Source organism: Xenorhabdus beddingii (assembly GCF_002127545.1).
Taxonomy (GTDB): Bacteria; Pseudomonadota; Gammaproteobacteria; order Enterobacterales; family Enterobacteriaceae; genus Xenorhabdus; species Xenorhabdus beddingii.
On sequence record NZ_MUBK01000014.1, the window covers coordinates 15,982 to 42,774 of the forward strand.

Below are 26,793 nucleotides of genomic sequence, written 5' to 3' on the forward strand. Positions count from 1 at the left end.
TAGATGTCCAAGCCACGATTATATCGTTTAAGCACAGTCCCAATTGAGCTACGTTCTTCTAAAGATTCGAAAGCGTGTTACGGGAAACACACTCACAAAGAGTTTTCCATCGGAGCCGTAGATGGCGGTCATAGCGTTTACTTCAACAGTAATACGGAACGTAGAATACAAACAGGTTCTCTTGTCATAGTGAACCCTCTAGAGGTTCACTCATGCAACCCGGCACCAGATACAAACTGGAGCTACAAAATGCTGTATGTATGTCCCAAATGGTTAGGTTATGTACAATCGATGGTTACAGGTGAAGAGGTCACTAATTTCATCCCGTTCCCTATCAATTATACCGATGATGCAGAGCTTTACGTACAGTTCCAAGCATTAGCCAACACAATCATCCACGATAGAGACAACATGAAAACGGAAGAAGAGAGCATCGCTTTTTTCTCCCGTCTCTTTTCGCAATCCTATTCCCGACCTTTAGAAAAAGCAGTGCTAAAGAATAATATATCTAAGGCGTATGAATACCTTTGTGACAACTTCCGAAGCAATATATCGGTCAAGGATATCGCCGTTCACTCGGAATTGAGTGAATATCACCTTATCCATGCATTCCGAAAGACATATGGTATTACCCCACATGCTATGCAAATTGCGATGCGCATTAATGAAGCAAAATTGCTTTTGAAGCAAGGGATGAAGATTGCATCTGTAGCGACTGATTTAGGTTTTAATGACCAGAGCCACTTCCATAGGCACTTCAAAAAATTGGTTGCGGCGACTCCGGCAGAATATAAGGAATAGTTCTGTCTCTCTCGTAATGCAATAGTGCCAGAGGGTGAGTGATGTCTTCCGGTGATATTGTTTCACCGATAAATCAGATAAATACCTGCTTGACCTTGCGATAGCTTCATTCTGCTGTCGGCCTCAAAATATGTGAAAAAAGTCCTCTTCCAATAATCCATCCAACTGATTTTTTCTGCCGTATGCAACATGTTATTTTTTCTCAAATATTAACGCCATCATTCTATTTAATTATTAATAAACAATTTTATGATAATATAATATTAAATAACTTATTAAAACTATTTGCATTAAAATAATGAATTTAGGTTATTTTAACTGGCGATATTTTCTTTATCCCATGTCTGTCGTTTAAATAGTTTCAAATCGTGATTCGTATTTTTTGCAGTAGCCAGATATGGGGAGAAGAAACCCGCTGGGCTGACTCCCCCCACTCCTTGCGGTGCGGGGAGTAAAAAAGTGTTCTGGCGTTTTGAGAATTTATTTAAATAGACGAAAAATTATTTAGTTAAGTAAATTTAAATTGAATTATTATGCTTATGATTTTATTATTTTGTTTAAATGACATTTCAAAATTGTAGAACACTTCCTTACTCCCCGCAGCGCGGGGAGTAAGGAATCTTCGGAATTTCAGTGTATCACTATTATGGAAACTTATTTAAAACGTTATCAAATTCACATAATTATAAATATTGGGGTTTACTCCTATTGCCATTTTTAGCAGAATTCATCGTCTTTTAATACGCCTAAAATATCATAGTTGCATGAATTGCAAGGAAAAAAATATCATGAAAATTAAAGCTCTTGTTGCAGTAGCCGTTTCTGCTGTCATTCTGACAGGTTGTAAGAATATGGATCAGGGAATGCTGGCTAGTTCCGGAATGCAATTATTCAAGGCAGCGACGCTAAGTGATTCTGATGTCAAACAGTTATCTGACCAGTCATGTAAGGATATGGATGCACAGAATAAAATTGCACCGGCATCCAGTCAATATACTAAACGTCTGAATAAAATCGCCAAAGCATTAGGTAACGAAGTTAACGGTACGCCGGTTAACTATAAAGTGTATCTGACTAATGACGTGAACGCCTGGGCAATGGCTAACGGTTGTGTGCGTGTATACAGCGGCCTGATGAATATGATGAACGACAACGAAGTCGAAGGCGTTCTGGGCCATGAAATGGGGCACGTTGCACTGGGCCACTCCCGTAAAGCAATGCAAATTGCTTATGCTACAGTTGCTGCACGTACCGCAGCGGCATCAGCCGGTGGTGTCGCCGCACAGTTGAGTGATTCTCAGCTTGCCGCGATGGGGCAAAAACTGATCAGATCGCAGTTCTCACAACATCAGGAAAGTCAGGCTGATGACTTCTCTTATAACCTGCTGAAAAAACGCAATATCAAAACTGAAGGTTTAGCAACCAGCTTTGAAAAACTGGCTAAACTGGGCAGTAGTGAAACCAGCATGTTTGACTCACATCCGCCTTCACAGGAGCGTGCTCAACACGTTCGTGATCGGATCGCAGCAGACAAGAAATAATAAGTTCAGTACAGAGTGTAGCGGTGCCAGTGGCACCGCTTTTTTGTGTAGTGAAGTCATCATCTTGGACACCTCACAAGGTGCCATTTAGCCCTTGAAAGTTTTACTTGGGGGGCCATTGTTGGTGATTCTAGCTGTTATTACCACTATCATTCTGTATCTTGCATTCTGTATCTTGCTAGTCTCAGTGGGTATGATGCTTATCACTGACGGTAAAATCAGAATCTGGTGTCGCCAGTGGAAATCCAAGTAATTTTTAATAATTACTATTACATGCGCAATTATTTTTACAACAATAAGTTAACAATTATTATGACATACCGTTTATCATCTAAAGATATTTTGGCATCGGGCTTTATGTCCTTTGCCCTCTTCGTCGGGGCAGGAAATATCATTTCCCCGCCTAGGGTTGGCCTGCAGTCGGGTGAGCAGGTTTGGGACACTGCTGTTGATTTTTTACCTACGGCCATGAGCCTGGGTACATGTGCTGACACTGTATCTATCCGGGGGTTAGCATGAGTCAACAATGGACATCCCGTCTGGGGCATGTATTAGCAGCAACCGGATCTGCCGTTGGCATTGGTGCCATCTGGAAATTTTCGTATGTTTCAGCAACAAATGGTGGCGGTGCATTTCTGATTGTCTTTTTATTATTCAGCTTTGTGATTGGCTTGGCAATTCTGTTAGCTGAAAACATACTGGGAAGCAGTACGAGTGAAGTAGCCGTTAATGCGTTTAAAAAATCACTGGGTAAACACTGGGGGTGGGTTGGCTTTATAGGTATATTCAGTTCATGGTGTATCTATAGCTTCTACAGTGTTGTCGGTGGTTGGACTATCGGTTACACGGTGATGGCAGGTACAGGACAGTTGAATATTACAGATATCTCTCAACTGACATCTATTTTCACCAATTTCATCAGCAATCCATGGTGGCCGATAATCGCACATCTGGCATTTTCAGGGCTAACCTGTTTCGTCGTATTATCTGGTGTGCAAAAAGGTTTGGAAAAAGCCGTTAAAGTCATGATGCCACTGTTATTCTTGATCATGATAGTGTTAATTATTATCGGCATCCGTTTACCCGGCTCATCAGAAGGGCTTAAATTATTCCTATACCCAGACTTCAGTAGCCTGACCGGAAAAGGGATTCTGGATGCATTGGGATTGGCATTTTTTTCACTCTCTATCGGTTTGGGTATCCACATTACGTACAGCTCCTATTTACCTAATAATAAAGGTATTTGTAAATCGAGTATCTGGGTTGTCATCCTCTCCTGTTTAGTCTGTGTATTGGCTGGCCTGATGATTTTTCCTGCTTTGGCAGCGGCTGGCTTAGAACCCAATGCGGGACCCGGATTAACGTTTATGACGATGCCAATTTATTTCGCCAGTCTTCCGGGTGGCTCAATCTTAGCCGTCACGTTCTTTTTATTGTTATTAATGGCCGCGCTGACCTCAGCAATTTCATTACTGGAGCACATTGTTGCTTATGTTCAGACGCGTTTTCGATGGTCGCGTCGTAAAGCCAGTTTAGTAGTCACGGCATCGATTATGTTAATGGGGATCCCTGTTTCCTTATCGTTTGGTCCCCTGAGTCACGTCACATTAGGTGGAAAATCCATCTTCGAGATGCTGGACTTCATTACTTCCAATGTCCTGATGCCATTGTTCGGGATTATCATTTGCCTCGCATTTGGCTGGTCACGTAAGGTCAATGCACTAATACCGGATAATATGCCATCGCGGAACCGTCAGTGTTTACTGTTTATATGGAGATATGTCGGGCCGTTATGTATCGGCGTGATTTTGGTACACGGGCTTATTTGATTGAGTTAGGCATTGGTGCTAAATCTTCAGGCACGCTAAATGTTCTGCTCAAGAAAAACCAGACATTTTTTTGATATTCCACGGGCAATAAATAATTATTGCCCGTGTGGATGCTCTCTCCGTTATTCCATAGGCAACGGGAAAACGCGTCAATTGAAAAATCACATGAGTAAATTAACGGGCAACCGCCACATTCGCTTTGATATGTTTAAGGTGAACGACAATCGTGAAGGTAACAACCACCAACAATGACCATGCCCCCCATTTTCCTGCATGGACAACAGACCAAGCGCCTAATTGATTCGGGTATTGCCAGATCCCAAAGAAAGTACCGAAGTTTTCTGCCAACCAAATGAAAAAACCAATCAGTATAAAAGCGAGTAATAGTGGCATTCTGCATTCTCTATCCAACGGCGTATAAAAAACAGTACCACGGGCATATAAACCGAAAATAAAAGCCGTTAAGTACCAGCGATAATCATCAATATAATGATGGCTAAAGAAGTTGATATAAATTGCCAGTGCCACCAGTGTTGCCATCCAATATGGTGGGTAATGTTCAATACGTACCTTAAAAAAGCGCCATGACTGTATAATGTAGCTCCCTACGGCCGCATACATAAAACCAGTAAAGAGTGGAACTCCCCAAAGTTTAGTGAACGCCGCATCAGGATATTGCCATGAACTAATAGAGGCTGATGTCTTAAATAGTTCCATGATAAAACCGACTAAATGGAAGACGCAGATCGCTTTTAATTCATCCCATGTTTCGAGTTTTAACCTTATTAGCAAGGCTTGAAAGGCTACTGCAAATACTAACAGTACATCATAACGCGGTATGCCCATGATGCCTTTTGCCGGAACCAAAAATAAAGCCAGAAAAAAGAAACCGGCGAATAAGCACGAGCGGGCATTAATCAATCCAAAGAAAAGAAACTCTAAAACAAATCGCTTAACACCTGTGCTGTTATTGGGCTTATGAGCCATTAAGAAGTTATCAATTTTACGCAGCATATTCAGTTTCTGGCACCGAGTTTCCATTTAATCAGCCTGCTGGTGTTATTTGTGGTCAATTCACTACGATGTAGCATGATGGAAGTGTCATAGATTCGCTAGCACACAATCGTGCAGTGAACTTACCGTGAGCTGAAGTTCTTGCTGGCGATTTCGCCAATCTTCTTCACATCCTCTCAAATAGATCTCTCTCGCATAGGCTAAAACTTCGGCCTGTATGACTGGAAGACGAGCCGCCGCCCAATCAGCAGCGGCATTCTTTCTTGGATATAGCAAGAATAGTGTTTTGAGGATTTTATCTCCTCATTTGGTATTCTGTCCACCAGTGCCACTCTCACTTAAAAGTATCAAAAACAGAAGTACTAAACGCAAACCTGGCAATCAAGACGATACTTATTCTATTGTTTTCCCTAAAATAGAGCACATTCGAGTTACATGATGCTGAAAAGGCAAGATTATGAAACCAGTAACCAATAATGACCATTTAAGCAGAATCAAAATAGCAGGCTATAAATCTATTGCAGAATGTGATTTACAAATAGGGAGCCTGAATGTACTCATCGGTGCCAATGGCGCTGGGAAATCCAACTTCATCAGCTTATTTCGCTTAATGGCCTCTGTACTTGATCATCGCCTACAATCTCTTGTTGGTAAAATGGGGGGGCCTGACACACTGTTGCATTTTGGCCGTAAGAAAACCGAATATTTGAGCGCTGAACTTTATTTTGGTCACAATGGTTATAAATTTGAACTGGAACCCACCAATGACAACCGCATGATGTTCCGACATGAATCGCTTTTTTGGGATATCAGAGGGGATTATGATATTGGCTCTGGGCACTTTGAATCTCAGGTCGACAAGCATCATACATATATCAAAAATTATACATTACCAGCCATGCTCCGTTGGCGGGTGTACCATTTCCATGATACAAGTGATAGCGCTAAAGTTAAGCAAACTCATCGCATTAATGATAATGATTATCTACGGGAAGATGGCGCTAATTTAGCGGCATTTTTATATCGTCTGCAAAAACATCATCAACAGCATTACACTCGCATCATCAAAACCATTCAGATGGTTGCGCCGTTTTTCGGTGATTTTTACTTGCGACCCACTCCGGATAATACCGATTACATTCAACTTGAATGGACAGAGAAAGAGCAAGATATTCCGTTTAAGGCAAGTGAATTATCTGACGGAACGTTACGTTTTATTCTATTAACTACCGTGTTACTGCAACCCGAAGATGACATACTGAGCTCAATTATTATTGATGAGCCAGAGCTCGGACTTCATCCCTATGCTATTAACGTACTGGCTGGTCTGATCAAAAATGCCAGCAATAAACATCAGTTAATTATCTCTACCCAGTCAGTCGAGTTGATCAATCAATTTGATGCTGACGATTTGATCGTTGTCGATAAACAACAAGGATCATCCACCTTTAAGCGTCCAAATAATGCAATCCTTTCAGAATGGCTTGAAGACTATAGCTTGGGTGAATTATGGACGAAAAACTTACTCGGTGGGAGACCACAGCGATGATCCGTATCAACGTTTTTGTGGAAGGGCAAACGGAAGAGACTTTCGTGCGGGATGTGCTGGCTCCTATTTTGTAGCACAACAAATCTACCTGACGCCAATATTAGCTCAGACGAGTCCCCGTCAGAAAGGCGGTATCACGAGTTACGGCAAAGTAAAACATCAAATTACCCGTTTATGCCGACAAGATCCTGATGCGTTCGTCACAACATTAATCGACTACTATGGTCTGCCTACTGATTTCCCTGATTATAACGAACAACAGGATAGTGCTGCCCACAAACGAATAGTGAAGCTAGAACAAGCCTTTGCTAATGATATTGGGCAAACTAATTTTATTCCCAACCTGTTATTGCATGAATTTGAAGCGCTACTATTCTGCCAACCCGAAAAATTTGCGGATTGGCTTGATGAAAGCGCCCCTATTGGCACATTACAAGCCATCAAAGCCCAATTTGATAGCCCTGAAGATATTAATAACAGCCCAGAAACCGCACCTTCTAAACGTATTTTGTCGATAATTCCCAATTATCATAAGACCCTGCATGGCCCACTTATCGCCGGTGATATTGGATTAGACACAATGCGTTCCCAATGTCCGCATTTCAATCAGTGGTTAAATAAGCTGCTCACATTGGTAACGCTTATTTAAATAAAACACATTATTTTACCCAGTAAATAGAAATAAGCCCTGTTATCACAGAGCAATCTGTTGATGATAAAAACTACTCAGAACGAGATCTCTGTATCTCAATATTGTCATTTTTCACATCAAATAACTTTAGTTTAGCAACATAACTGCTATGATCCTGAAATCCCATTCAGAACACATCAGCGACACATCCACGGCAAGACAAATAACCCATGACACAACTTTCAGACACTCTCCTTGTTCCGCACCCATTCGGAACAGAGATCACGGAACAACAACTTATTGAAAACTTCCAGCAATGCAAATTGTGGGAAGATCGTTATCGGCAGCTAATCGGTCTGGCCAGAAAGCTGCCTCCTTTGGCGGATGAATTCAAACAACAACATATCGAAAGATCCGGCTGTGAAAATCGTGTCTGGCTGGGATATCAACGACTTTCAGATGGTCGTCTGCATTTTTATGGCGATAGCGAAGGCCGGATTGTCAAAGGATTATTGGCAATTCTGCTGACCGCCGTGGAAGGTAAAACACCAGCACAGATTTCACAAATGCCTTTAACTGAGTTTTTTCAACAACTCGGCCTTGAACAACAACTGAGTGGTTCAAGGCTCAATGGTGTGAGATCCCTGATAAACACGATTCAGGAAATCGCTCGTACTGATATTAATTAGGTTTATTAAACATCAAATCTGGCTAAAGTGTGTTTTCCCGCCCGGCTTTTGCCACCATCTTTTTTAGTGCATGGGATACCGCAACAAAACCAAAGGTCGCCGTAACCATGGTTGCGGCACCAAAACCTGAGGCACAATCCATCCGTTTGGAGCCGTCCGCCGTGCTTTTGGCCGCACAGACCGTGCCGTCAGCCTGCGGATAAACTAATTGTTCTGTTGAGAAAACACAATCGATGCCCAGCTTACCCTTGCCATTTTTCATGACGCGATAATCTGATTTCAAACGCTCTTTCAATTTTGCCGCCAGTGGATCTTGCACCGTTTTCGCCAAATCCACTACCTGAATCCGGGTCGGGTCAAGTTGCCCGCCGGCTCCTCCCGTCGTCACAACCGGGATCTTATAGCGGCGGCAATAAGCCAATAACGCCGCTTTTGGTCGTATGCTATCAATGGCATCAATCACATAACTGAATCCCGCAGACATCAGTTCGGCCACATTATCAGGGGTGACGAAATCATCAATGCAGGTCACTTGGCACTCAGGATTAATTGCCCGTATCCGTTCGGCAATGACCTCCGTTTTTGGCAATCCCACATTTTGTACCAGAGTGTGCAACTGGCGGTTGGTATTGGTGATGCAGACATCGTCCATATCTATCAGTGTGATAGCACCAATGCCTGTGCGTGCCAACGCTTCTGCGGCCCATGAACCCACACCGCCAATGCCTACGACACAGACATGTGAATGGGCAAATAATGAAAGCGCTTTCTGTCCATATAATCGGGCCGTGCCAGCAAAACGCTGAAGATAAGCATCAGAGAGAGAAACTTGCATCGCTAAATAAATCCTGCATAAAACCTACCTCTATGGAGATAGGTTATCGATTGATGATGTTAATTGGGGGATCTTACTGGTTTGCCGTCAAAAAACCAGATGATGCTTTCTTCAATACCCAAACACGCCCATAGTGATTGTAAAAACCTGCCATTTCACCCGCATTTTCACCAACACCATGATAAATATCGAAATGATGCCCTTTGATGGCTCCGCCAACATCCAATGCCACCATCAAGCGCATCCGATACTGTCCGGTGAATTTACCTGATTCATCCAATACCGGGACTTCCGCCAGCAATGCTGTTCCGGGAGGGATCAATGACTTATCGGATGCTACCGATGCTTCTGCAACAAGAGGAACGGCACTGGCTCCCCTAACAGGGGTATAAGGTTCAGGTTTAAAGAAAACAAATGAAGGGTTCTGTTCCAGCAATTCTTTCACTTTGGCTTCTCTATGCTGTTCAGCCCATTGACGGATGGCTTTCATTGACATTTTTTCACTAGGCACTTCTCTACGGTCGATCAATACCTTGCCAATACTGCGATAAGCATGCCCGTTCTTGCCGCCATAACCAAAAAAGGTCAATGGTTGACCATCACCAAAATTGACATAGCCACTTCCTTGCACTTCCATCATAAAATTATCCATCAGGGAGTTACTGTACCCGATGATAAATTTTTTGTTCAACGCCCCATTGTAGATGGCTGCGCGATTGGGTAACCGGAAACGCGATTGAGTGGGCATACTGTACAGGGGATATTTAAACTCCCCTTGTCTGGCGCGTCGTGCTTGCAAAACCGGCGTGTAATAACCGGTAAACTTCACGTTGCCATAATTATCTTCCCCTTCCATTTGATAGGTGAGTAAACCAAATTCACTTAAATGACGGGTATCGCCACCGGACAACATCCAATTCTTGATGGCATCAAACGTTTCACGGTTATTGTTATACAAGCGGGGGGAAGATTCGCTGATATATTTAACCTGAGCAGAAAAATCTTTGGCATTGACTGGCGAACCTTGAGCATTCGGCATATTAACCAATTGGAGGTTTTGATTGATTCGACCATCTTTATACTGCTGCGCTTGATCCGTCGGGCGCAAATGACATCCTGATAATAACGAAATGACAAATCCACATAACAGATAGTTGCCCCAATGTTTCATATTTATGCCTTATTCTCTCACCGTCACAATCCAACAACGAACAATATCAAACCCCCATAGATAATAAAATGTAGTTAGAGAAAAATAGCTTACGGTTTCGCAAAGGTAATAGAGCAAAAACAAAACAGAAAGAACATCTTTTAATCATCGGATAAACAAATTCAGTAAAAATCAATAAAAAAACTTGCAACCACTTCGTTCAAGAGTATAGTGTGCCCACATCGGACGCGGGGTGGAGCAGCTTGGTAGCTCGTCGGGCTCATAACCCGAAGGCCGTCGGTTCAAATCCGGCCCCCGCAACCAATTCGATGCAGTATCTTGTATGTGATAGCATCGGAACGGTCTGGCAGTTAAAGATCGATGTTGTAGTAAAGAAAAATGTAGTAAAGAAAAATGTAGTAAAGAAAAATATAGTAAAGAATGTCATCATTCAATATTTGCATTCACTATTGATAATCACTCATTATTGATAATGAAAGTTTGCAGATAGACGGACGCGGGGTGGAGCAGCCTGGTAGCTCGTCGGGCTCATAACCCGAAGGTCGTCGGTTCAAATCCGGCCCCCGCAACCAATTTTTTATGATGTCATGATTCAATATTTGCATTCACTGTCAATAATCGCTCATTATTGATGATAAAAGTTTGCAAATAGACGGACGCGGGGTGGAGCAGCCTGGTAGCTCGTCGGGCTCATAACCCGAAGGTCGTCGGTTCAAATCCGGCCCCCGCAACCAACCTTTCTTTTATTATCCCAATTTCCTTCATTTTTACCTTATCGTTTATCTATTTTTCACTTTTTTCACTCTCATTTCTAAACTTTATTTAAATCTTGTTTAAATCTAACTTGTTTTAGTCTGAATATCACGATTCAAGGCGGATATTTCACCGCCGTGCCAACACTGCGCCACTTTTAAAATACGCTTTGATGCCAGCAAAAATAGACTCCGCAACTTGTTGCTGGAATTTGGCTGTCTTAAGTTTGCGCTCTTCTTCCAAATTACTGATAAAAGCGGTTTCCACCAGAATGGAAGGAATATCTGGCGCTTTCAATACCGCAAATCCCGCCTGGTCAACACTATTTTTATGCAATTTATTGATCTTGCCTATGCGCTTGAGAACTTCATCACCAAATTTCAGGCTATCATTGATAGTCGCGGTTTGAATCAAATCCAGCATGGTGTGATCCAAATATTTATCCCCACTCTTGCTAACGCCCCCGATCAGGTCAGCCTCGTTTTGGGTCTGAGCCAGAAAACGGGCGGTATTGCTGGTCGCCCCCTTGGTTGACAACGCAAATACAGATGAACCACGCGCAGACCGATTCGTAAAGGCATCCGCATGAATGGAAACAAACAGATCAGCCCGCATTTTACGTGCTTTCGCTACCCTGACTTTCAAGGGAATAAAGACATCTTCATTGCGGGTCATGTAAACTTTCATACCCGGCTCACGTTTAATCAGCGCCTGTAAACGACGGGCAATTTGCAGCACAACATCTTTTTCACGGGTTTTGTATTTCCCAATCGCCCCTGAATCTTCGCCGCCATGACCCGGATCGAGCATAATCACAATTGGCCTGTCTTTCCCTGCCTTGCCGGGTTTACGTGTTTCGGCAGGCAAATGCTTCTCCAAATCCCCACTGTTGTACTCTTCAAGCAACGCCTGTAAAGGATCATCATCCACATCAGCGGCCTTTTCCGGATAAAGATCTAAGACTAAGCGGTGCTTAAATTTCGCAATCGGTGGCAATGTAAAAAGATGTGGGGCAACAGGCTGCTTGACTTCAAACACCAAACGCACCGTTTTGGGATTAAACTGCCCTGCCCTCACCAATTTCAGGTAAGGATCGCGTCGCTGAACCTGCGCGCCCATACTGCTCAGGACACTATTAAGCTGGATACCCTGCAAATCGATGACAATGCGATTAGGGTTTGAAAGCGAAAATTGGCGATAGTTGAGTGGAATATTAGACTCCAACGTCACTCGGGTATAACTTGATGCTGGCCAAATACGCACAGCAATCACTTTTGAATTTGCGGCATGGCCTATAGGACTGATACTCAACAGCCACATAGCTGCTGCGCCTTTCAACAGACGACGACGTGAAGAATTAGGGTCTGAGTGACTCATCGTTTATTCCATTTAAAACAACCAAACGCAGTAATCGTTACCAAACATAATATACCCGTCATACTTCAAGCTGCCTCTTTGTTGGCTGCACTCACTCACCCCAGTCACCGTTCTTATAAACATAGAGTTATCTATGCTCCTGAGGATTACTGAGAGGCTCCTGCCTCTCACCGGAGGCCAGCCTTTGGCTGGGCAAATTCGTTCCCGACGAATTTGTCGCTCCCTTGCCGCCGCGATGCAACTCGAATTATGTGGGGTATAGTCAGGCGGGCACTCTAATTAATTAACGAATCGCTGTCATCAAAAAAAGCATTTTTTGCTCTCTCAGTTATTATACCAATATAAATAATAACGTTATTTTTATCCATATTTCCTCTTGCCATTTCTTTTTAAAAAGAATAAAAATACAGAAAATCAGAATAAAAATTCAATCAAAGGGGGTTTCATGAGCGAGCGCAGTACCGAATTAGTTGAAGTCTTCCGGCATTCAGTTCCCTATATCAATGCACATCGGGGTAAAACGTTTATCATTATGCTGGGAGGGGAAGCCATCGCCCATGAGAATTTTCCCAACATCGTCAACGATATTGGATTGCTGCATAATTTGGGCATTCGTTTAATTGTCGTTTATGGTGCCCGCCCACAAATCGAACAAAATATTGCCGAACACAATTACCAATCGTTTTATCACAAACACACCAGAGTGACTGACGCCAGGACGTTAGATCTGGTTAAACAGGCTGCGGGTCTGTTACAACTGGATATTACGGCACGTCTTTCCATGAGCCTGAGCAATACACCGTCACAAGGTGCAAATATTAATGTTGTCAGCGGTAATTTCATCATTGCCCAGCCTTTGGGAGTCGATGATGGGGTCGATTATTGCCATAGTGGCAGAATACGCCGCATTGATGAAGAAGCCATCAACCAGCAATTGGATAAGAACGCCATTGTCCTGATTGGGCCGGTTGCGGTTTCCGTCACGGGAGAAAGTTTCAACCTGACATCTGAAGAGATTGCGACACAACTGGCGATCAAGCTAAAAGCGGAGAAATTAATCGGTTTCTGTTCATCACAAGGTGTACTTGATACTGAAGGCAATACCTTATCAGAAATGTTCCCCAATGAAGGAGAAGCCTGCCTGCATGAATTGGAAAATGCCGATGATCACTATTCAGGAACATTACGTTTTTTGCGGGGAGCGATCAAAGCCTGCCGCCGTGGGGTTCGCCGCAGTCATTTAATCAGTTATCAGGAAAATGGTTCGCTGATTCAGGAGTTATTCTCCCGCGAGGGCATCGGCACCCAAATTGTTATGGAGCGCTCCGAACAAATTCGCCGTGCCAATATCAACGATATTGGTGGCATTCTTGAGCTGATTCGTCCATTGGAACAGCGGGGCATTTTAGTACGCCGCTCACGGGAACAACTGGAAATGGAGATCGATAAGTTCACTCTGATAGAACACGATAACGTCACCATAGCCTGTGCGGCCCTGTATTCTTATCCTGATGAAAAAATCGGGGAAATGGCCTGTGTTGCCGTGCATCCAGATTATCGCAGCTCTTCCAGAGGGGAAGTGCTGCTCAATGCCATTATCCATCAGGCCAAACAGACAGGTTTAGAGAAACTTTTTGTGCTTACAACCCGCAGTATTCACTGGTTTCAAGAGAAAGGCTTTGAACCCGCCGGAATTGAGACATTGCCAGTGGAAAAACAGGCATTGTATAACTACCAGCGCTGCTCCAAAATCTTGGTGCTGGATTTACAGCCCCATTGACTTTGCGCGCTTTGGCCTGAGTCACTCCGACTCAGGCCAAGTAAACGGTTTCACGGCTGATTCAGCCATTCTGCCAACCCGCTTCGCCGCTGGGTTGCCATAGCCACCGCCTTGTCCAGCACCGGCTTATGGGCATAAAGGGTCAGTTTCTCCCGTGCCCGCGTCAGTGCGGTATACACCAATTCCCGACTGACTATCGGTGAATATTGGGTCGGTAATACCAAGGCCGTATGTTCAAATTCTGAACCCTGAGATTTGTGTACCGTCATCACATAAGCGGTTTCATGTTGCGGCAATCGGCTCGGCTGGAATCCCTTAATCTGCCCATCGGATAACTGAAAATACGCTTTCAGCTCATTATCCTCATTCTTGAGCATAATCCCGATATCGCCGTTAAACAGTCCGAGGGTACTGTCATTCCGTAATATCATGATCGGACGCCCAGAATAACCCCGGCTCTCTCTATTTCCGGGTAGCATTATAATGCCTTTTCTGTGCAGCAGTTGCTCCACCCGCTGATTCAATCCGGTGACACCAAATGGCCCTTCCCTTAAGGCACACAGTAGCCGAAAACGGTTAAACTCCGCCAAAATGGCTTTTTCTGAAGCCCGTTCATTCACCATCGCCAAATATTGATAGTAACCTGCGGCAGTTTCTACCAACAAACGCTGATAATCGTCCTCCCCTGAAAGGGGATTGAAGTCAACGTCAGGAAAAGAGTGATTCAGCACCGCAGATACTCCCATTCGGTTTCCCTGATTCACCGCCGATGCCAATTGCCCGATACCCGAAGCCGAATTGAAACGATAACTCTTGCGCAGCAGGCATAAACAATCCCGTACTGCCGAAAATTTGCCGTCAGAATATTTGTCACCAGAATGGGCGGTGGAATAAGGCATTAACTGACATCCCGTCAAGCGTTCCAATTGTTCGGCACGGCTGGCGCTATATCCCTGTTCAGCAAAACGGCAAATATCCCCCAATACCGCCCCGGCTTCGACCGACGCCAACTGATCTTTATCTCCCAAGAAAATCACTTTCGCCCGCGAGGGTAACGCATCAATCAAATGTGCCATCATCGGTAAATCCACCATTGAGGCTTCATCAATGATCAAAATATCAAGGGACAGAGGATGATGACGATCATAACGAAGTTTCTGGCTATCCGGCTGTGCGCCCAGTAAACGATGGAGGGTTTGCGCCTGTTCTGGAATGCTGCGCCATTGTTCTGGGGTTAAAGCGAGTTTCTTGACCGCTTCCCTGAGCGACTCCGTTAATCTTGCCGCTGCCTTGCCCGTTGGGGCAGCTAATTGAATGCTTAACGGCTGCCCTTCATGCAGTTTAATAAGGGCAACCAACAACTTAGCCACGGTTGTTGTTTTCCCTGTTCCCGGCCCACCGGAAATAACAGCAATACGGCTGGTCACAGCAACTGCCGCCGCCACTTTCTGCCAATCTATTTCCCCTTCGATCGTGTCACCAAAAAGCTCATCCAAAATGCGACGTAGCTGCATTTCATCAAGAACTTCCGTCAATTCGACCGTGGCAAAAAAATCCGCCACACGCCGTTCACTCTGCCACATGCGTTGTAAATATAAACGGTAGTCAGAAATACCTTGATGCGACAGGATCATCGGAGTAGGAAATTCTCCCGAACTCACGGCCTGACATGCCTGCAAAGCCGCAATAATTTGCCCTTGATCAGGCTCACCGGCCAAAGACCAAAGCGCAGCCGCCAACTCAGGCTGCCTGCCTTCAAATAAATATTCCGGTGAGATCCGTTCCAGAGGTAAACACACATGCCCTGCCCCTGATTCAGCACTCAACCAGGCCGTAATCAGCAGTAACAGCGGATGTTCATCTTCAATCATCGCATAAGCAAACTGTACATCCAGCGGACGCAACAATTTCTGGCTTACGGCTTGTTGTAATAATGACATCATGGAATTCATGCGCTTTGTTCCTCAGCCGCCGCACTGAAAAGCGTGTCCAGTTCGTCAATAAACTCAACGGGGGGTAAATAGTGATAAATACCCTGTCCGGGGTTATTTTTATCAATACCGCGCAAAAACAGGTAGATCACTCCACCGAAATGCTGACGATAATCATAATGCACCAATCGGTGACGCAAATAACGGTGCAGAGCCAAAGTATAGAGTTGATACTGTAAATCGTAACGGTGATCTATCATCGCCTTGGCCATCGCTTCCTGCGTATATGACAGGCTGCTTTCTCCCAACCAGTTTGATTTGTAATCCACCACATAAAACTTATCCTGCCAGCAAAAAACCAAATCAATAAACCCTCTTAACATGCCTTTGACCTGATGAAAGTCCAACGGTGCACATTGTGCTGACAGCGGATCATAACGACGGGTCAGTGCATCCAGCGCTTTTGAATGCAGTACCTTATCCACCGGTAAATAAAACTGCATTTCACTTTGCTGAAGATGGCGGGGAACATCGGCAAGCCGCATTCCTTGCTCATTCAGCGCTGCACGCAGAATATCTTCTACCCACTGTTGCAATACCGGCGCCCAATTTTCATCAAATCCCGATGCTGCCAGTTTTTCTGCCAGACAAGTTTGATCCGGAGGATGGGAAAAATCCATATCTTCCAAAATACTATGCAGGAACGTTCCCGCTGAAGCCCCGCGAGGAAAAGTATGTGGGGTCATCTGCAACGATTGCTCCCCCTGTTTTTCGCCTCGCGCATCAATATCCAGCTTCGGGGCAATGGATTGCACGATGACATCCACTGACTCCCCAAATGCACTGGTACGATCACGGGAAAGCGTATTTGACATCGTGTGGGAAGCTGAATGTTGTAAGCCTGAATAGCTCGTCACACGCCAATCATCCCGAATAGAGCGCTGAAATCTTCTCGCCTCCAGCGAAAAGGGCATTTCGCTTTGTGAACACCATTGCTCATCAGCCATGTCCTCTACCAGACTGACTTCTATACTGTTATTACAAGGACTGTCACTGTCATCACAAAGCTCATTTAAGCGATTTAGCAGCAATTCTGCATTGCCTTTCTGCCCTTTTTGCAACAGATATCCAAGGGCAGACAAATGTAAATCGGTATCCCCGCTTTTTCCTCTGTTTCCCTTAATCAGCGGCGCCACACCCATGCTACAGTGATAAATCGAACGTGTTAATGCAACGTAGAGTAAGCGTAAATCCTCTGCCAAGCGCTCTTCATCAGCCAGCTCCAAGGCTTCTTTCAGCTTTTCATCATCATGGGAAATACTGAGATGAGTCTCGAAATTATGGCGATCATGATAAACCGCCTGTTTCTGCTTCCGATAACCACAAATGAAAGGTAGGCAAACCAAGGGGTATTCCAACCCTTTTGATTTATGGATAGTACAGATCTGCACCAAATGTCGATCACTCTCCAGCCTCATTTGCTGGGCTTCTGCTTGTGGATTAGGGCGAGAAATCTGTTGCGCCAGCCAACGGGCAACCGCATGTTCGCTATCCAGTTGCAGGGATGCCTCCTGCAATAACTCCCCAATGTGCATAACATCCGTCAGCCTGCGCTCACCGTCATCCCCGGCCAGCAAGTTTTCCGCTATCTGATATTTCACCATCACGGCCCGCAGCATCGGCAATACCCCCCGTGTACGCCACAAACGGGCATAACCATCAAATTCATCAACCAGACGATCCCAAGCGGTTTCGTCGTGATTCAGTTGATCGATTTGCTGCGCACTCAGGCCAAATAAACTACTGGCTAATGCACTTCTCAGCTCTCGGGCCTTCTCTGGCGACAATACCGCCTGTAATAACCAAAGTAGATCTTTGGCTTCGGGGGTATCAAATACACTTTCCCGGTTAGAAAGAAATACCGACGGTATCTTTAATGTGTTCAATTCTTTACGGATTAACGCTGCCTCCCGGCGATCACGCACCAATACCGTAATATCCGCCGCCATCACAGGACGACTGTTTCCTGCCCTGAACAAAAGTGCCTTACCTTCTTGCCCGGCTTGCAACCAATCCCGAATCTGGGCGGCGCATAACCGTGCCATACTTTGTTCATATTTCCCTTTGGTAACCCCTTCACCGGGCTGTAACCAAAATCGCAATGCAGCCTGTTCCTCATTATGTAAGGAGAAATTCAGCCCCTGATTTTTTTCCGCTGCGTTCACATTAATGAATGGGATTTGTGCAAACAAAAATGGACGTTCTGCCTGAGAAAACAGTTTATTGACTGCCCGCACCATCGGTGCGGAAGAGCGCCAGTTAGTCTCCAGCGTGTAATGAGCCTTGACATTGGAACGGGCACGGATATAGGTAAAAATATCCGCACCACGGAACGCATAAATCGCCTGCTTAGGATCACCAATGAACAGCAAGCCATTTTCTGATGATGGCTCTTCTGGCGGCTTATTTGCTGGTTGATCGCAATATATCGCCTGAAAAATGCGATATTGCTGGGGGTCAGTATCCTGAAATTCATCAATCATCGCGACCGGATAACGTTGGCGGATAGTCGCTGCCAGCCGCTCGCCCCCTGTACGCCTCAACGCACTGTCCAAACGGGTCAGCAAATCATCAAACCCCATGTAGCCACGCATCAACTTTTCGTGATTCACCGACTGGCGAACTTCAACAATCGCCTTAGCAATAATGATATCTTTCAATGTCAGTGGATGCTGATATAACTCATCAATAGCTTCAAACAACGGATGCCGTGGAGCATCGCCTTTTGGCGTCTTTTCCAGCAAGTGTGATTGGCTAAATCTCTCCAAGTCCTTCGCAAGCTGATAATCTTTCGTGGGTGATTTAGCCCATTCAGAGATATTACTTAACCAAGTGGATAAATACCGGCTGCTATAGCTGCGCTTATTAACATCGGAATTAGCAATAAGATCGGGTAAATCAGCGGCAGCCTCATTCCACTGACGTTTTATCACATCAATTTGCTCAATGATTTTCTGATGGCGGCTAAACAGGGTTTCATCGCTATCAGGGGCATTGACGATATACGGCATATCCCCGTGCAAATAGTCAGAGATATCTTTCAGCAAGGCTTCCGGCCCACTCCATATTCGGCTGATCTCTGAGGCAATAGGCAGTGGCAGGGGATAACAGTGACGCCGCCAGAAATCGGCACAGCCTTGTTTACGCAGTTGGCTCTCATCCTGAATCAGGGTTTGATCAAACAGCACACCGGATTCAAACGCATTGTGCACCAGCATCCGCTGACAAAATCCGTGGATAGTATAAATCGCCGCTTCATCCATCTGGCGTTCAGCGGCTAATAACCAGTTAGCGGCGATCTCTTTATCAGGAATTTCATCCAGCAATTGCTGATAGGCCGGATCACTCACAGCCGTTTCTTCCCGTATGCAGGCCAAACGAAGCTGGTGGATATTTTCGCGGATACGCCCACGCAATTCATCCGTTGCCGCTTCCGTAAAGGTGACAACCAGAATTTCCTCAACATTCAGCGGCCGGGAAAAGGCGGCAGAGCCGCCCAGTCCCAGTAACAGGCGCAGATAAAGCAACCCTATCGTGTAGGTCTTTCCTGTGCCTGCTGAAGCCTCGATCAGCCGCTGACCATGCAGCGGCAATGTTAGCGGGTTAAGTTTATGGGATTGCATCTGCGTGCCCAGTCTTTCATAGCCCGGTGTTTCTTTGCTCACTGAGCATTCGCCTTAACCGGTAATTGTTTCTGGAAATCTGACACATAATCGTAAGTTTTCCAGCCTTTCAGTTCAGCATATTGATGAGCAGTGCCTTTTTTCCCGGTAATTTGGGACATCAATGCCAATCCCTGACGTTTGATCACCGCTTTTTCATAGAACTCAATCAGTTGTGCTTTCGTCACTTTCTCCATGGCGGCAATATTTTTCTCTCGCGTATCAAATTTGAAATTATTGCGTCCAAAATCAAAATTATAACGCCCTATTTCGGCATAAAAAGTCTCCGGCGGTTGACGCATTTCTGTCAGCAAGGCTTTTTTATACTGTTCAAATTCGGCATCAGGCATTGCTTTCAATTTCTTATCCGCCTGTTGATAGAAATTCTGGTAGCGTTGGTGCAGGTAGTCCGGTTGCTTGCTGTTACTCTGTAACAGAAAACCTAATCCCCACTGTTCGCCTACATTTTGGCTGAAAGCAAAGACGGCATAGCCAAGTTGCTCTGTCGTTCTCAATTGATCAAAGAACCATGGTGACAAAATGCTACTCAGCAAACCGGAATAGGCATGGCCAAGGGTGCGGTCATACCCGGTTGGAATATAGATTTCAGCCAACGCGTTATCCGTGCTGTTCGCCGTTCCCTTAAAATCAACCGCATAATTGCGATCGACCACAAGATGATCGCCCGTCCACCACACCGTTCCCTGATTGGCGAGCTGTTTCTGTGCCGACTGAACGATATGGATACTCTGCTGTTCCGTGAAATTACCGAAGATCAGCGCTTGTAAAGCCGAATGTTGGATCATCATCTGGCGGTATTTCACAATATCATCAATGGTGATGGTATCCAGCACCTTCAATTTATCAGCCTGTTCAAAGTAAGGCGTACCCGAAAGGCGCGAAACAGGCTGCATAGCCATTTGATAGGCTTTGCTATTATTGACGACGTCCTGTTGCATCCGATACCACGATTTTGCCTGATCCAGCTCTGCCTGTGTTGGTGTAAACGAAATGAACCGGTTAATCACTGAAGTTAACAACTCGGGTAAATGTTGTGTATAGCCGCTGACTCCGATCCTCAGGCCATTAGCATAACCCGTAGATATTCCCATGCCCCCAACCGACGCCTGATAGCTCAGTTGGTCCAGTGCCAGCTCAGATAAATAATTCAATAACGTATCTGAAACTTGATCTTTAATGTTTTTCAATCCATTGGGATTGCGCATCTCCAATGCAATACTGCCCTTGGGTTCATCCGCAAAATATTGGCTAGGCATATAAAGCAAGCGAACATTTGGCTGTTCCAAAATAATTTTAGGATGTTTTTGGCGATCAGCGGTTTTAATCAGGGACAAATCATCAGGAATATACGGATTCAACTCAGGCAGAGAGAAAGAGGTACTTTTTTCGAGCGTTGTCCATTCCGTTAGCTGTTTCTGCGTGATTTTATCCACCTGATACGCAGCCTGAACAAAATAAGCCTCTTTGTTATGTGGCTCTGTTGGGCTGATAAACCAGATACGGGCATTTTCAGGCGTCAGCTCGCTCAAACGGCTGGCTATCGCTTTTGGGTTGAAGTTTTCTGTAAGGGAATAGGCATCCAGCACATGGGAAACAGGCAGCTCCAGCATGGCATAGGACAATCCCCCAATGTAGTTCATATCCCGCACGATGGACGCATACTGGAATGACAAATTGAGCACTTTCGCCATTTCATCAAAATAACTCTTTTGAATGCCCTGTTGTTTTAACAGATTGATGTAGGAAAAAATGGCGGCAATAACCTGATCGCGCTGTTTCAATCCCTTATCCGTTAATGAAACATAAATACTAAATGTTCCTGAGTTACCATCTACTTTTGGATCTGCGGAAGCACTGATATTTTCGATTAATCCTTGCTTTTGTAACCAGTCAGATAGCGTATTTTGGCTGTTATTACCAATCAAGTACCCGATATATTGATCTGTTTTGCTGCGAAATTCAGCGCTGTTATCAGCAATGCTAAATTCCAGATGCAAGGATTTATGAGGCTGTGCAGGTACATAATGGATGATGATGCCTTTTTCTTTATCCGTGATTGCCGGTGCTGTAATGGCAGGCACTGACGCATGTCGGTTTGGAACACGGCCTAAAGTTTCCGCTGCCAGCTCTGCCAGTTTGTCTATCGATTGATTCCCATACACGATCCCTTTCATCAAATTGGCGGAGTAATAGCGTTGGTAAAAATCAATCAGTGCCGTGTGTAATTTGCTGTCGGATTTATCTTTGAGTGTTTCTAGATTTCCACCGGCAAAGCGAGCGTTAGGATGAGCAGGATTGAGGGTTTCTGAACGGATTTGCCAAATGCGATGCCCTTCACCCGCACGGGCAATGGTCATTTCATTATCAACGGCATGGCGCTCACGATCCGCATTCTCCGGATCCAACAGCGGTTCAGCCAGTGCGTCAGCCAGACGATCAACGGCTTCCGTCAAGGAGCCGTTTTCAACTTCTAAATAGAATATCGTACTGCTCGATGTGGTCATCGCGTTATGGCTTCCGCCATGTTTTTGCAGAAAGTCAGTAAAACCACCGGCTTGAGGGTAGCGCTTAGAACCCATTAATACCATGTGTTCCAAATAATGAGCCAAACCAAGCTGGTTATCTGGATTTTCCATATGACCGACCGGAAGCGAAACGGCGGCCGATGATTTAATGGATTTTTCATCAGAAACCAGTAGGACGGTCATACCATTTTGCAATTGAATGGCTTTATATTGGCGAGGATCGCGATCACTTTTGTGGATCGTCTCCGGCAATGGTTGCCACAGCGATTGGGCATATGCGGTTACCCCACTCGTTACCCCACACAGTAGCAGAACAAACATCATCATGATGCGGATAATATACTTAGGCATAACCTAATATTCTCCCTATTTATTTGAACAACGAGCCATTTGAATACCGGGCCATAGGCAACAAATAGCGCTGAATTTCGCGTTTCATACGCGCCAAAAGTGATTGATCAACTTGCCGGAAAGCCCGTTGTACATAGTGATCGTAACTTTCGCCTTTTTTATCATGTGTTCCCAGCCATTGTTCCATCAGCTTACTTTCAGCACTTTGTTGAGCTTCCTCACTAAAGTCGATTTCCTGACTTTGCTTGTTAAAACAATCCATCAACCATGCCCAACCGCTTCGACAAAAGAGGGGGAGAGGTTCAGACATCCCTTGAAAATAGCCTTCTACCATCTGATTCAGATAGTTTCTCGCTTCATCCTGCCCTACTGGCAGGAATCGACAATCCGGCACATTTTTACCCTCCTTCTCTCTTTTGTCTTTTTTCCCCGTTCCATACATGCGACTTTCGCGGGTTCCACCTGAAAGGCAATAGGCAAGATGTTCAATCCATAATTGGATACTATCATTGGCCGTTAAGTTCGCCGGACGCCAACGTAAAATTCCATCAGGCTGTACCTGATTGATTTTTCCGGTCAATATTACGCTGTTCAGTTCCTCATACAAGTTGATGGAGAAAGTCTCCGTTCTTTCTTCACGGACTTTATCCGCCAATGGCCGCATGGAACCCAATTGTTCTTCCCAATAGACCTCACCAAAAGAGCCATATGGCAATCCCCCTGATGCCCGGAGATGATGGAACAAAGACTCTGGTGCTCCTTGTTCTATCAAGATACTGAGTAACAGTTGGTTAAATTGATAACGTTGCAGATTATCCAGGACAAAAGGTTCTTCTTCAGGTAGTTCCCTCTCTTCAATAACAAAATGGACTTTTAGTCGTTGCTGAAAAAAGGCCCTGACAGGATGGCGATAAAAACGGATCAATTCATCCAATCCAATTTCTTTTACTGCACCACGATCAAAAGCAATCGGCTGGCAGAAATCAGCCCCTGAAATGCCCTGCTGCGTCGCTGCGGGCAGCCATTCTGTGGCATAACTTTGTAAGTTATGGTCAGGCAGGAAATTTTCTGTCGCAAAAGGAACCCGGGTATGCTGTGAAAGCAAATGATCTCTGGCATTTTTCGCACTGTCATCAACATTCAGCATTTCATCACCCGATCGACAAAAGCTCTGGCAGACATAATCCAGTAGCTCATTGACCAAAACAGAGGGGTTGCACTCGGTATCATCCCGAATCGATTTACCGATATAGCTGATATAAAAAAATTTCTCCGCTGAAACCAACGCTTCCAGAAAGAGATAACGGTCATCATCACGCCGTTTTCTATCCCCCCGCTGCGTCTTTTCCACCATAAGATCAAACCCAAGCGGAGAGATTGTGCGCGGATAAACACCATCGTTCATTCCCAACAGGCAGACAACTTTAAAAGGGATGGAGCGCATGGGCATCAGGGTACAAAAATTAAGTGATCCGGCTAAGAAGCGCTGGCTGATCTTCTCATTATCAAAACGAAACGCCAATTCATCACGCAATAGCACCAAAGGGACATGCTCGTTGTAATGAGCATTAAGGCCGTTATCAATCACTTTTTGCCATTGCTGCGTGATCAGTGCCAATACCAGTTCAATTTCATCATCCGCTGCGAAAAAAGTGTCCAACAGTTGCGGACAGACGGCCAACCAATCCGACAATGGCTGTGCTTCACTCAAAATTTTACGCCAGCGATTCAGTTCCATTAAAAACTCGGCGAGCTGTCCGGCAAGTTCAGCAGCAAGGCCACTGGATTCATCATAAGGCAACACCTCATTCCACGGCCCCGCATGGCTATCCATCGCATAACCCAATAACATCCTCATCAGGCCAAAGCGCCAGGTATTCTGCCCTGTAGCAGGCAAAGACAATGCCTCGATATTGTCATCATCCAGCCCCCAGCAGATCCCTGATTCTTTTACCCAACGCCGCAATAAACGCAGCCCCTCTTCCTGAATCTCAAATTTACAGGCTAAAGCCGGCACTTCCAATAATGCCAGCACCTGCTCGGCCGTAAATCGACTCTGCGGTAAATCCAACAACGTCATGAATGCCTGTAAAACAGGGTGCGCCTGACGAACTTTACGGTCAGAAATGGCAAAAGGGATATAGCGATCATCGGGTGCATTGCCGAAAACCGCCTGAATATAGGGGGCGTAGCTGTCAATATCAGCCATCATCACAATGATATCCCTCGGTAACAGCAAGGGGTCATTATCCAACAAATGCAGGATCTGATCCTGCAACACTTCGACTTCCCTTTGTGGACTATGGCATGAATGAAAAGTCAGGGAACGATCCGCACTGTCAAACGGGCGTTTTTTTAAACTATTTTTGAAAGTAATATCCGTAGAACCAATCTGAGTATGATCTTCAAGATTAAGGATATCCCGTTGGACTTGATGCAAGATGCAGTCAGATTCCAGTTCAACAAAAGCATGAACATCGGAATCCGGCTCTAATTGTGACAGCAGGTAGAGGTTATCCCTGCCCAATTTTCCCCAGGATGCCAAGAGTGGATTATTCAGATACTGTTCCCCTTCTTCATTGAAGAGTGATGGCGCATTATCAGGATCTTTGAATCTTTCCAGCAATTTTCTGCTTTTATAATGTTTGGGTTTACGGCTGTTTAACTTGGCAAGGAACGCATAACTCTGGATATCTCCCCAATAATATTGGCACGGGTTAGTAAACATCAGATGAATATCAATATGTTGTCCCAATGCCTGAAAGACTTGCAGATAAACGGGGGGCAATGCAGATATTCCACAGATGAAAATACGTGAGGGAAGGTTGGCCAATGGAAAATTTCCATTGGCCAAGGTTTCTATAAATCGGTGATATAAATTGGCGCGGTGCCACATTGGCTGTTGTAGCTGATGAGTATATTCTGTCAGTTCAGACCAGAGTCTTTTTTGCCACAATTGATTGTTGCTCAACCCATCAATTAATTGACCGTTTTCCCAGCTCTCTAACCATTGCGGACGATAAACCAGATATTGGTCGAATAGATCGGCAACCCTACCCGCTAACTGGTGGATTTTACGTTTATCGATATCCTGATCAAGATAGTGCCTGAGTGCTGAAAATTCGGGTTCCGTTAACAAATTAGGCAGTAATGTCATTAACTTCCATTTCATGGCATCCTTGCTAAACGCACTATCTTTAGGGACATCGGGTAATATCTGAGTGAACATCTGCCAGATAAACGTCGCAGGAAGCGGAAATTCCATGTTCGCAGCAATGCCCAGTTTTTCTGCCAACTGAATTTGCAACCACTGTGACATTCCCGGGCTTTGAACCAAAATCATTTCTTTGCCAAATGGGTCAGAAAGGGGGTTTTCCCCGATCAATATCGCCATCAACTCCTTAAGAATATCGAGTTGATTTGAATGGTAAACTCTAAACATCAATGCTCCCACTTGCACAAAACCAGCGTTCTAATTTACTCGGTTTATTGTAATGTACTGTCAATTTAACGGTTACCCGAAAGCATCCCTGAGAGTGAAAATCTCGCTGAAACTCCATGTTCCATTTCTGCCTTGATGCCATTTCTCCCTCTGTTTGATTTGAACCTATCAGCCCCTGCAAACGTTCATACTGCTCCAACTGATCATGGGCATAGCGCATTGCGTTAAGTTGTCCCCAGTATTGCTGAAAATTTGCTGACAATGCCTGATGGTAGCGCATTAAACCCAATAGAGAGATCGCAAATACTACCGATGCCACCAAGACTTCTGGCAAACTCATGCCCCCTTGACTCTCAGCTTGATGGACTCTTTTCATAAACAAAACTCAGCCTGAGGAACCGGACAAAAATCCAACCAACCACTTTCAACGGGGATCAGCCCACTAGAAATAAGTGTATCTTGATTTACGTGTTTCATCTGTTTCATCCATTGATAAAGTTCAACATTTTCCCCTGACGTAAGTTGGGCAATGCCTTTTAATAAAAAAAGATCATCCGAATAACGCCTTAAGCAACTATGCAAATTAAATTCAGCCTGCTGCAAACAAAGCCAGCCCTCCATTTCTGGTTGATTGATCTGCCATGACTGCACTTTGCCCCATGCCAGTGATGATTCTGCCCGCAGAAAAGCCTTTAAATAATTTTGTTCATCCATCATCATGAGCAGCGCGTTTTCCTGTTGATAATGCAGCGCTTTCAACATCATTAAGCTCAACGCCAATAACATCATGATAGAGACCAGTAAAACATTTCCCTGTTGCCTATCTGCCAT

17 protein-coding genes, 3 tRNA genes and 2 pseudogenes are annotated in these 26,793 nt (G+C 44.8%); 11 read left to right on the plus strand and 11 right to left on the minus strand.

The window, feature by feature from the left end; translation table 11 throughout:
* Nucleotides 1–3 precede the first annotated feature (3 nt).
* From Xbed_RS09700 to Xbed_RS09715, 4 genes and pseudogenes are all read left to right on the plus strand, one after another.
* Nucleotides 4–801, plus strand: a complete 798-nt coding sequence (locus tag Xbed_RS09700; protein WP_086112731.1) for an AraC family transcriptional regulator — start codon at nt 4–6, stop codon at nt 799–801.
* Nucleotides 802–1,589: 788 nt separating this feature from the next.
* Nucleotides 1,590–2,342, plus strand: a complete 753-nt coding sequence (gene loiP / locus Xbed_RS09705; RefSeq protein ID WP_086112732.1) for a metalloprotease LoiP — start codon at nt 1,590–1,592, stop codon at nt 2,340–2,342.
* A gap of 312 nt (nt 2,343–2,654) precedes the next feature.
* Nucleotides 2,655–2,819: pseudogene (locus Xbed_RS09710) on the plus strand (branched-chain amino acid transport system II carrier protein); the annotation flags it as partial.
* Between the two features lie 38 nt (nt 2,820–2,857).
* Nucleotides 2,858–4,171: a sodium-dependent transporter gene (locus Xbed_RS09715; protein WP_086112733.1), complete on the plus strand. Its 1,314-nt coding sequence runs from the start codon at nt 2,858–2,860 to the stop codon at nt 4,169–4,171.
* 174 nt (nt 4,172–4,345) lie between these two features.
* Here the strand turns inward: Xbed_RS09715 and Xbed_RS09720 are convergent, their stop codons facing one another.
* Together Xbed_RS09720 and Xbed_RS20700 are read right to left on the minus strand one after the other, a co-directional pair.
* The gene (locus Xbed_RS09720) at nt 4,346–5,212 is read right to left on the minus strand and encodes a DUF817 domain-containing protein (RefSeq protein WP_086112734.1); all 867 of its coding nucleotides are present in this window, start codon (nt 5,210–5,212) and stop codon (nt 4,346–4,348) included.
* A gap of 60 nt (nt 5,213–5,272) precedes the next feature.
* On the minus strand, nt 5,273–5,461 hold the full coding sequence (locus tag Xbed_RS20700) for an aminoglycoside adenylyltransferase domain-containing protein (RefSeq protein ID WP_167371892.1): 189 nt from the start codon (nt 5,459–5,461) through the stop codon (nt 5,273–5,275).
* A gap of 181 nt (nt 5,462–5,642) precedes the next feature.
* On the opposite strand from Xbed_RS20700, the gene Xbed_RS09730 reads away from it, so the two are divergent.
* The 3 genes and pseudogenes from Xbed_RS09730 (at nt 5,643) to csdE (ending at nt 8,054) form a co-directional block, all read left to right on the plus strand.
* Nucleotides 5,643–6,734 (plus strand): AAA family ATPase, encoded by a 1,092-nt coding sequence (locus Xbed_RS09730; protein WP_086112736.1) that lies wholly within the window; start codon nt 5,643–5,645, stop codon nt 6,732–6,734.
* Nucleotides 6,731–7,383, plus strand: a pseudogene (locus Xbed_RS09735) (DUF4276 family protein). The gene Xbed_RS09730 and the pseudogene Xbed_RS09735 overlap by 4 nt, the downstream one beginning before the upstream one ends.
* A 212-nt stretch (nt 7,384–7,595) precedes the next feature.
* Nucleotides 7,596–8,054, plus strand: coding sequence for a cysteine desulfurase sulfur acceptor subunit CsdE (gene csdE / locus Xbed_RS09740; RefSeq protein ID WP_086112737.1), 459 nt, complete (start codon nt 7,596–7,598; stop codon nt 8,052–8,054).
* Between the two features lie 22 nt (nt 8,055–8,076).
* Here csdE and tcdA read toward each other — a convergent pair whose 3' ends face one another.
* Both tcdA and mltA read right to left on the minus strand, forming a co-directional pair.
* The gene (tcdA, locus tag Xbed_RS09745; RefSeq protein ID WP_086112738.1) at nt 8,077–8,889 is read right to left on the minus strand and encodes a tRNA cyclic N6-threonylcarbamoyladenosine(37) synthase TcdA; all 813 of its coding nucleotides are present in this window, start codon (nt 8,887–8,889) and stop codon (nt 8,077–8,079) included.
* A 73-nt stretch (nt 8,890–8,962) separates the two neighbouring features.
* Complete coding sequence (gene mltA, locus Xbed_RS09750) at nt 8,963–10,060, minus strand: murein transglycosylase A (protein ID WP_086112739.1); 1,098 nt, start codon at nt 10,058–10,060, stop codon at nt 8,963–8,965.
* 226 nt (nt 10,061–10,286) lie between these two features.
* Between mltA and Xbed_RS09755 the strand changes: the two genes are divergently transcribed.
* From Xbed_RS09755 to Xbed_RS09765, 3 genes are all read left to right on the plus strand, one after another.
* Nucleotides 10,287–10,363, plus strand: a tRNA-Met gene (locus Xbed_RS09755).
* 192 nt (nt 10,364–10,555) lie between these two features.
* Nucleotides 10,556–10,632: transfer RNA gene (locus Xbed_RS09760), tRNA-Met, on the plus strand.
* Between the two features lie 85 nt (nt 10,633–10,717).
* Nucleotides 10,718–10,794 (plus strand) — tRNA-Met (locus Xbed_RS09765).
* Nucleotides 10,795–10,942: 148 nt separating this feature from the next.
* Here the strand turns inward: Xbed_RS09765 and amiC are convergent.
* On the minus strand, nt 10,943–12,190 hold the full coding sequence (amiC, locus tag Xbed_RS09770; protein WP_086112740.1) for an N-acetylmuramoyl-L-alanine amidase AmiC: 1,248 nt from the start codon (nt 12,188–12,190) through the stop codon (nt 10,943–10,945).
* Between the two features lie 445 nt (nt 12,191–12,635).
* On the opposite strand from amiC, the gene argA reads away from it, so the two are divergent.
* Entirely contained in the window at nt 12,636–13,970 is a 1,335-nt protein-coding gene (argA, locus tag Xbed_RS09775; protein ID WP_086112741.1) for an amino-acid N-acetyltransferase, read from the plus strand.
* Between the two features lie 50 nt (nt 13,971–14,020).
* Here the strand turns inward: argA and recD are convergent, their stop codons facing one another.
* From recD to Xbed_RS09805, 6 genes are read right to left on the minus strand one after another with little or no spacing between them, the layout of a single operon-like run.
* Nucleotides 14,021–15,913, minus strand: coding sequence for an exodeoxyribonuclease V subunit alpha (gene recD, locus Xbed_RS09780; protein WP_208612225.1), 1,893 nt, complete (start codon nt 15,911–15,913; stop codon nt 14,021–14,023).
* Between the two features lie 5 nt (nt 15,914–15,918).
* Nucleotides 15,919–19,584, minus strand: coding sequence for an exodeoxyribonuclease V subunit beta (gene recB / locus Xbed_RS09785; RefSeq protein ID WP_086112792.1), 3,666 nt, complete (start codon nt 19,582–19,584; stop codon nt 15,919–15,921).
* A 38-nt stretch (nt 19,585–19,622) separates the two neighbouring features.
* Complete coding sequence (gene ptrA / locus Xbed_RS09790) at nt 19,623–22,520, minus strand: pitrilysin (protein ID WP_086112743.1); 2,898 nt, start codon at nt 22,518–22,520, stop codon at nt 19,623–19,625.
* A 19-nt stretch (nt 22,521–22,539) separates the two neighbouring features.
* Entirely contained in the window at nt 22,540–25,962 is a 3,423-nt protein-coding gene (gene recC / locus Xbed_RS09795; protein ID WP_086112744.1) for an exodeoxyribonuclease V subunit gamma, read from the minus strand.
* A complete protein-coding gene (locus Xbed_RS09800; RefSeq protein WP_086112745.1) occupies nt 25,955–26,338 on the minus strand; it encodes a prepilin-type N-terminal cleavage/methylation domain-containing protein in 384 nt (127 codons plus the stop codon). The genes recC and Xbed_RS09800 overlap by 8 nt, the downstream gene beginning before the upstream one ends.
* Nucleotides 26,335–26,793, minus strand: a complete 459-nt coding sequence (locus tag Xbed_RS09805) for a YgdB family protein (protein ID WP_244182459.1) — start codon at nt 26,791–26,793, stop codon at nt 26,335–26,337. Before Xbed_RS09805 ends, Xbed_RS09800 begins: the two co-directional genes overlap by 4 nt.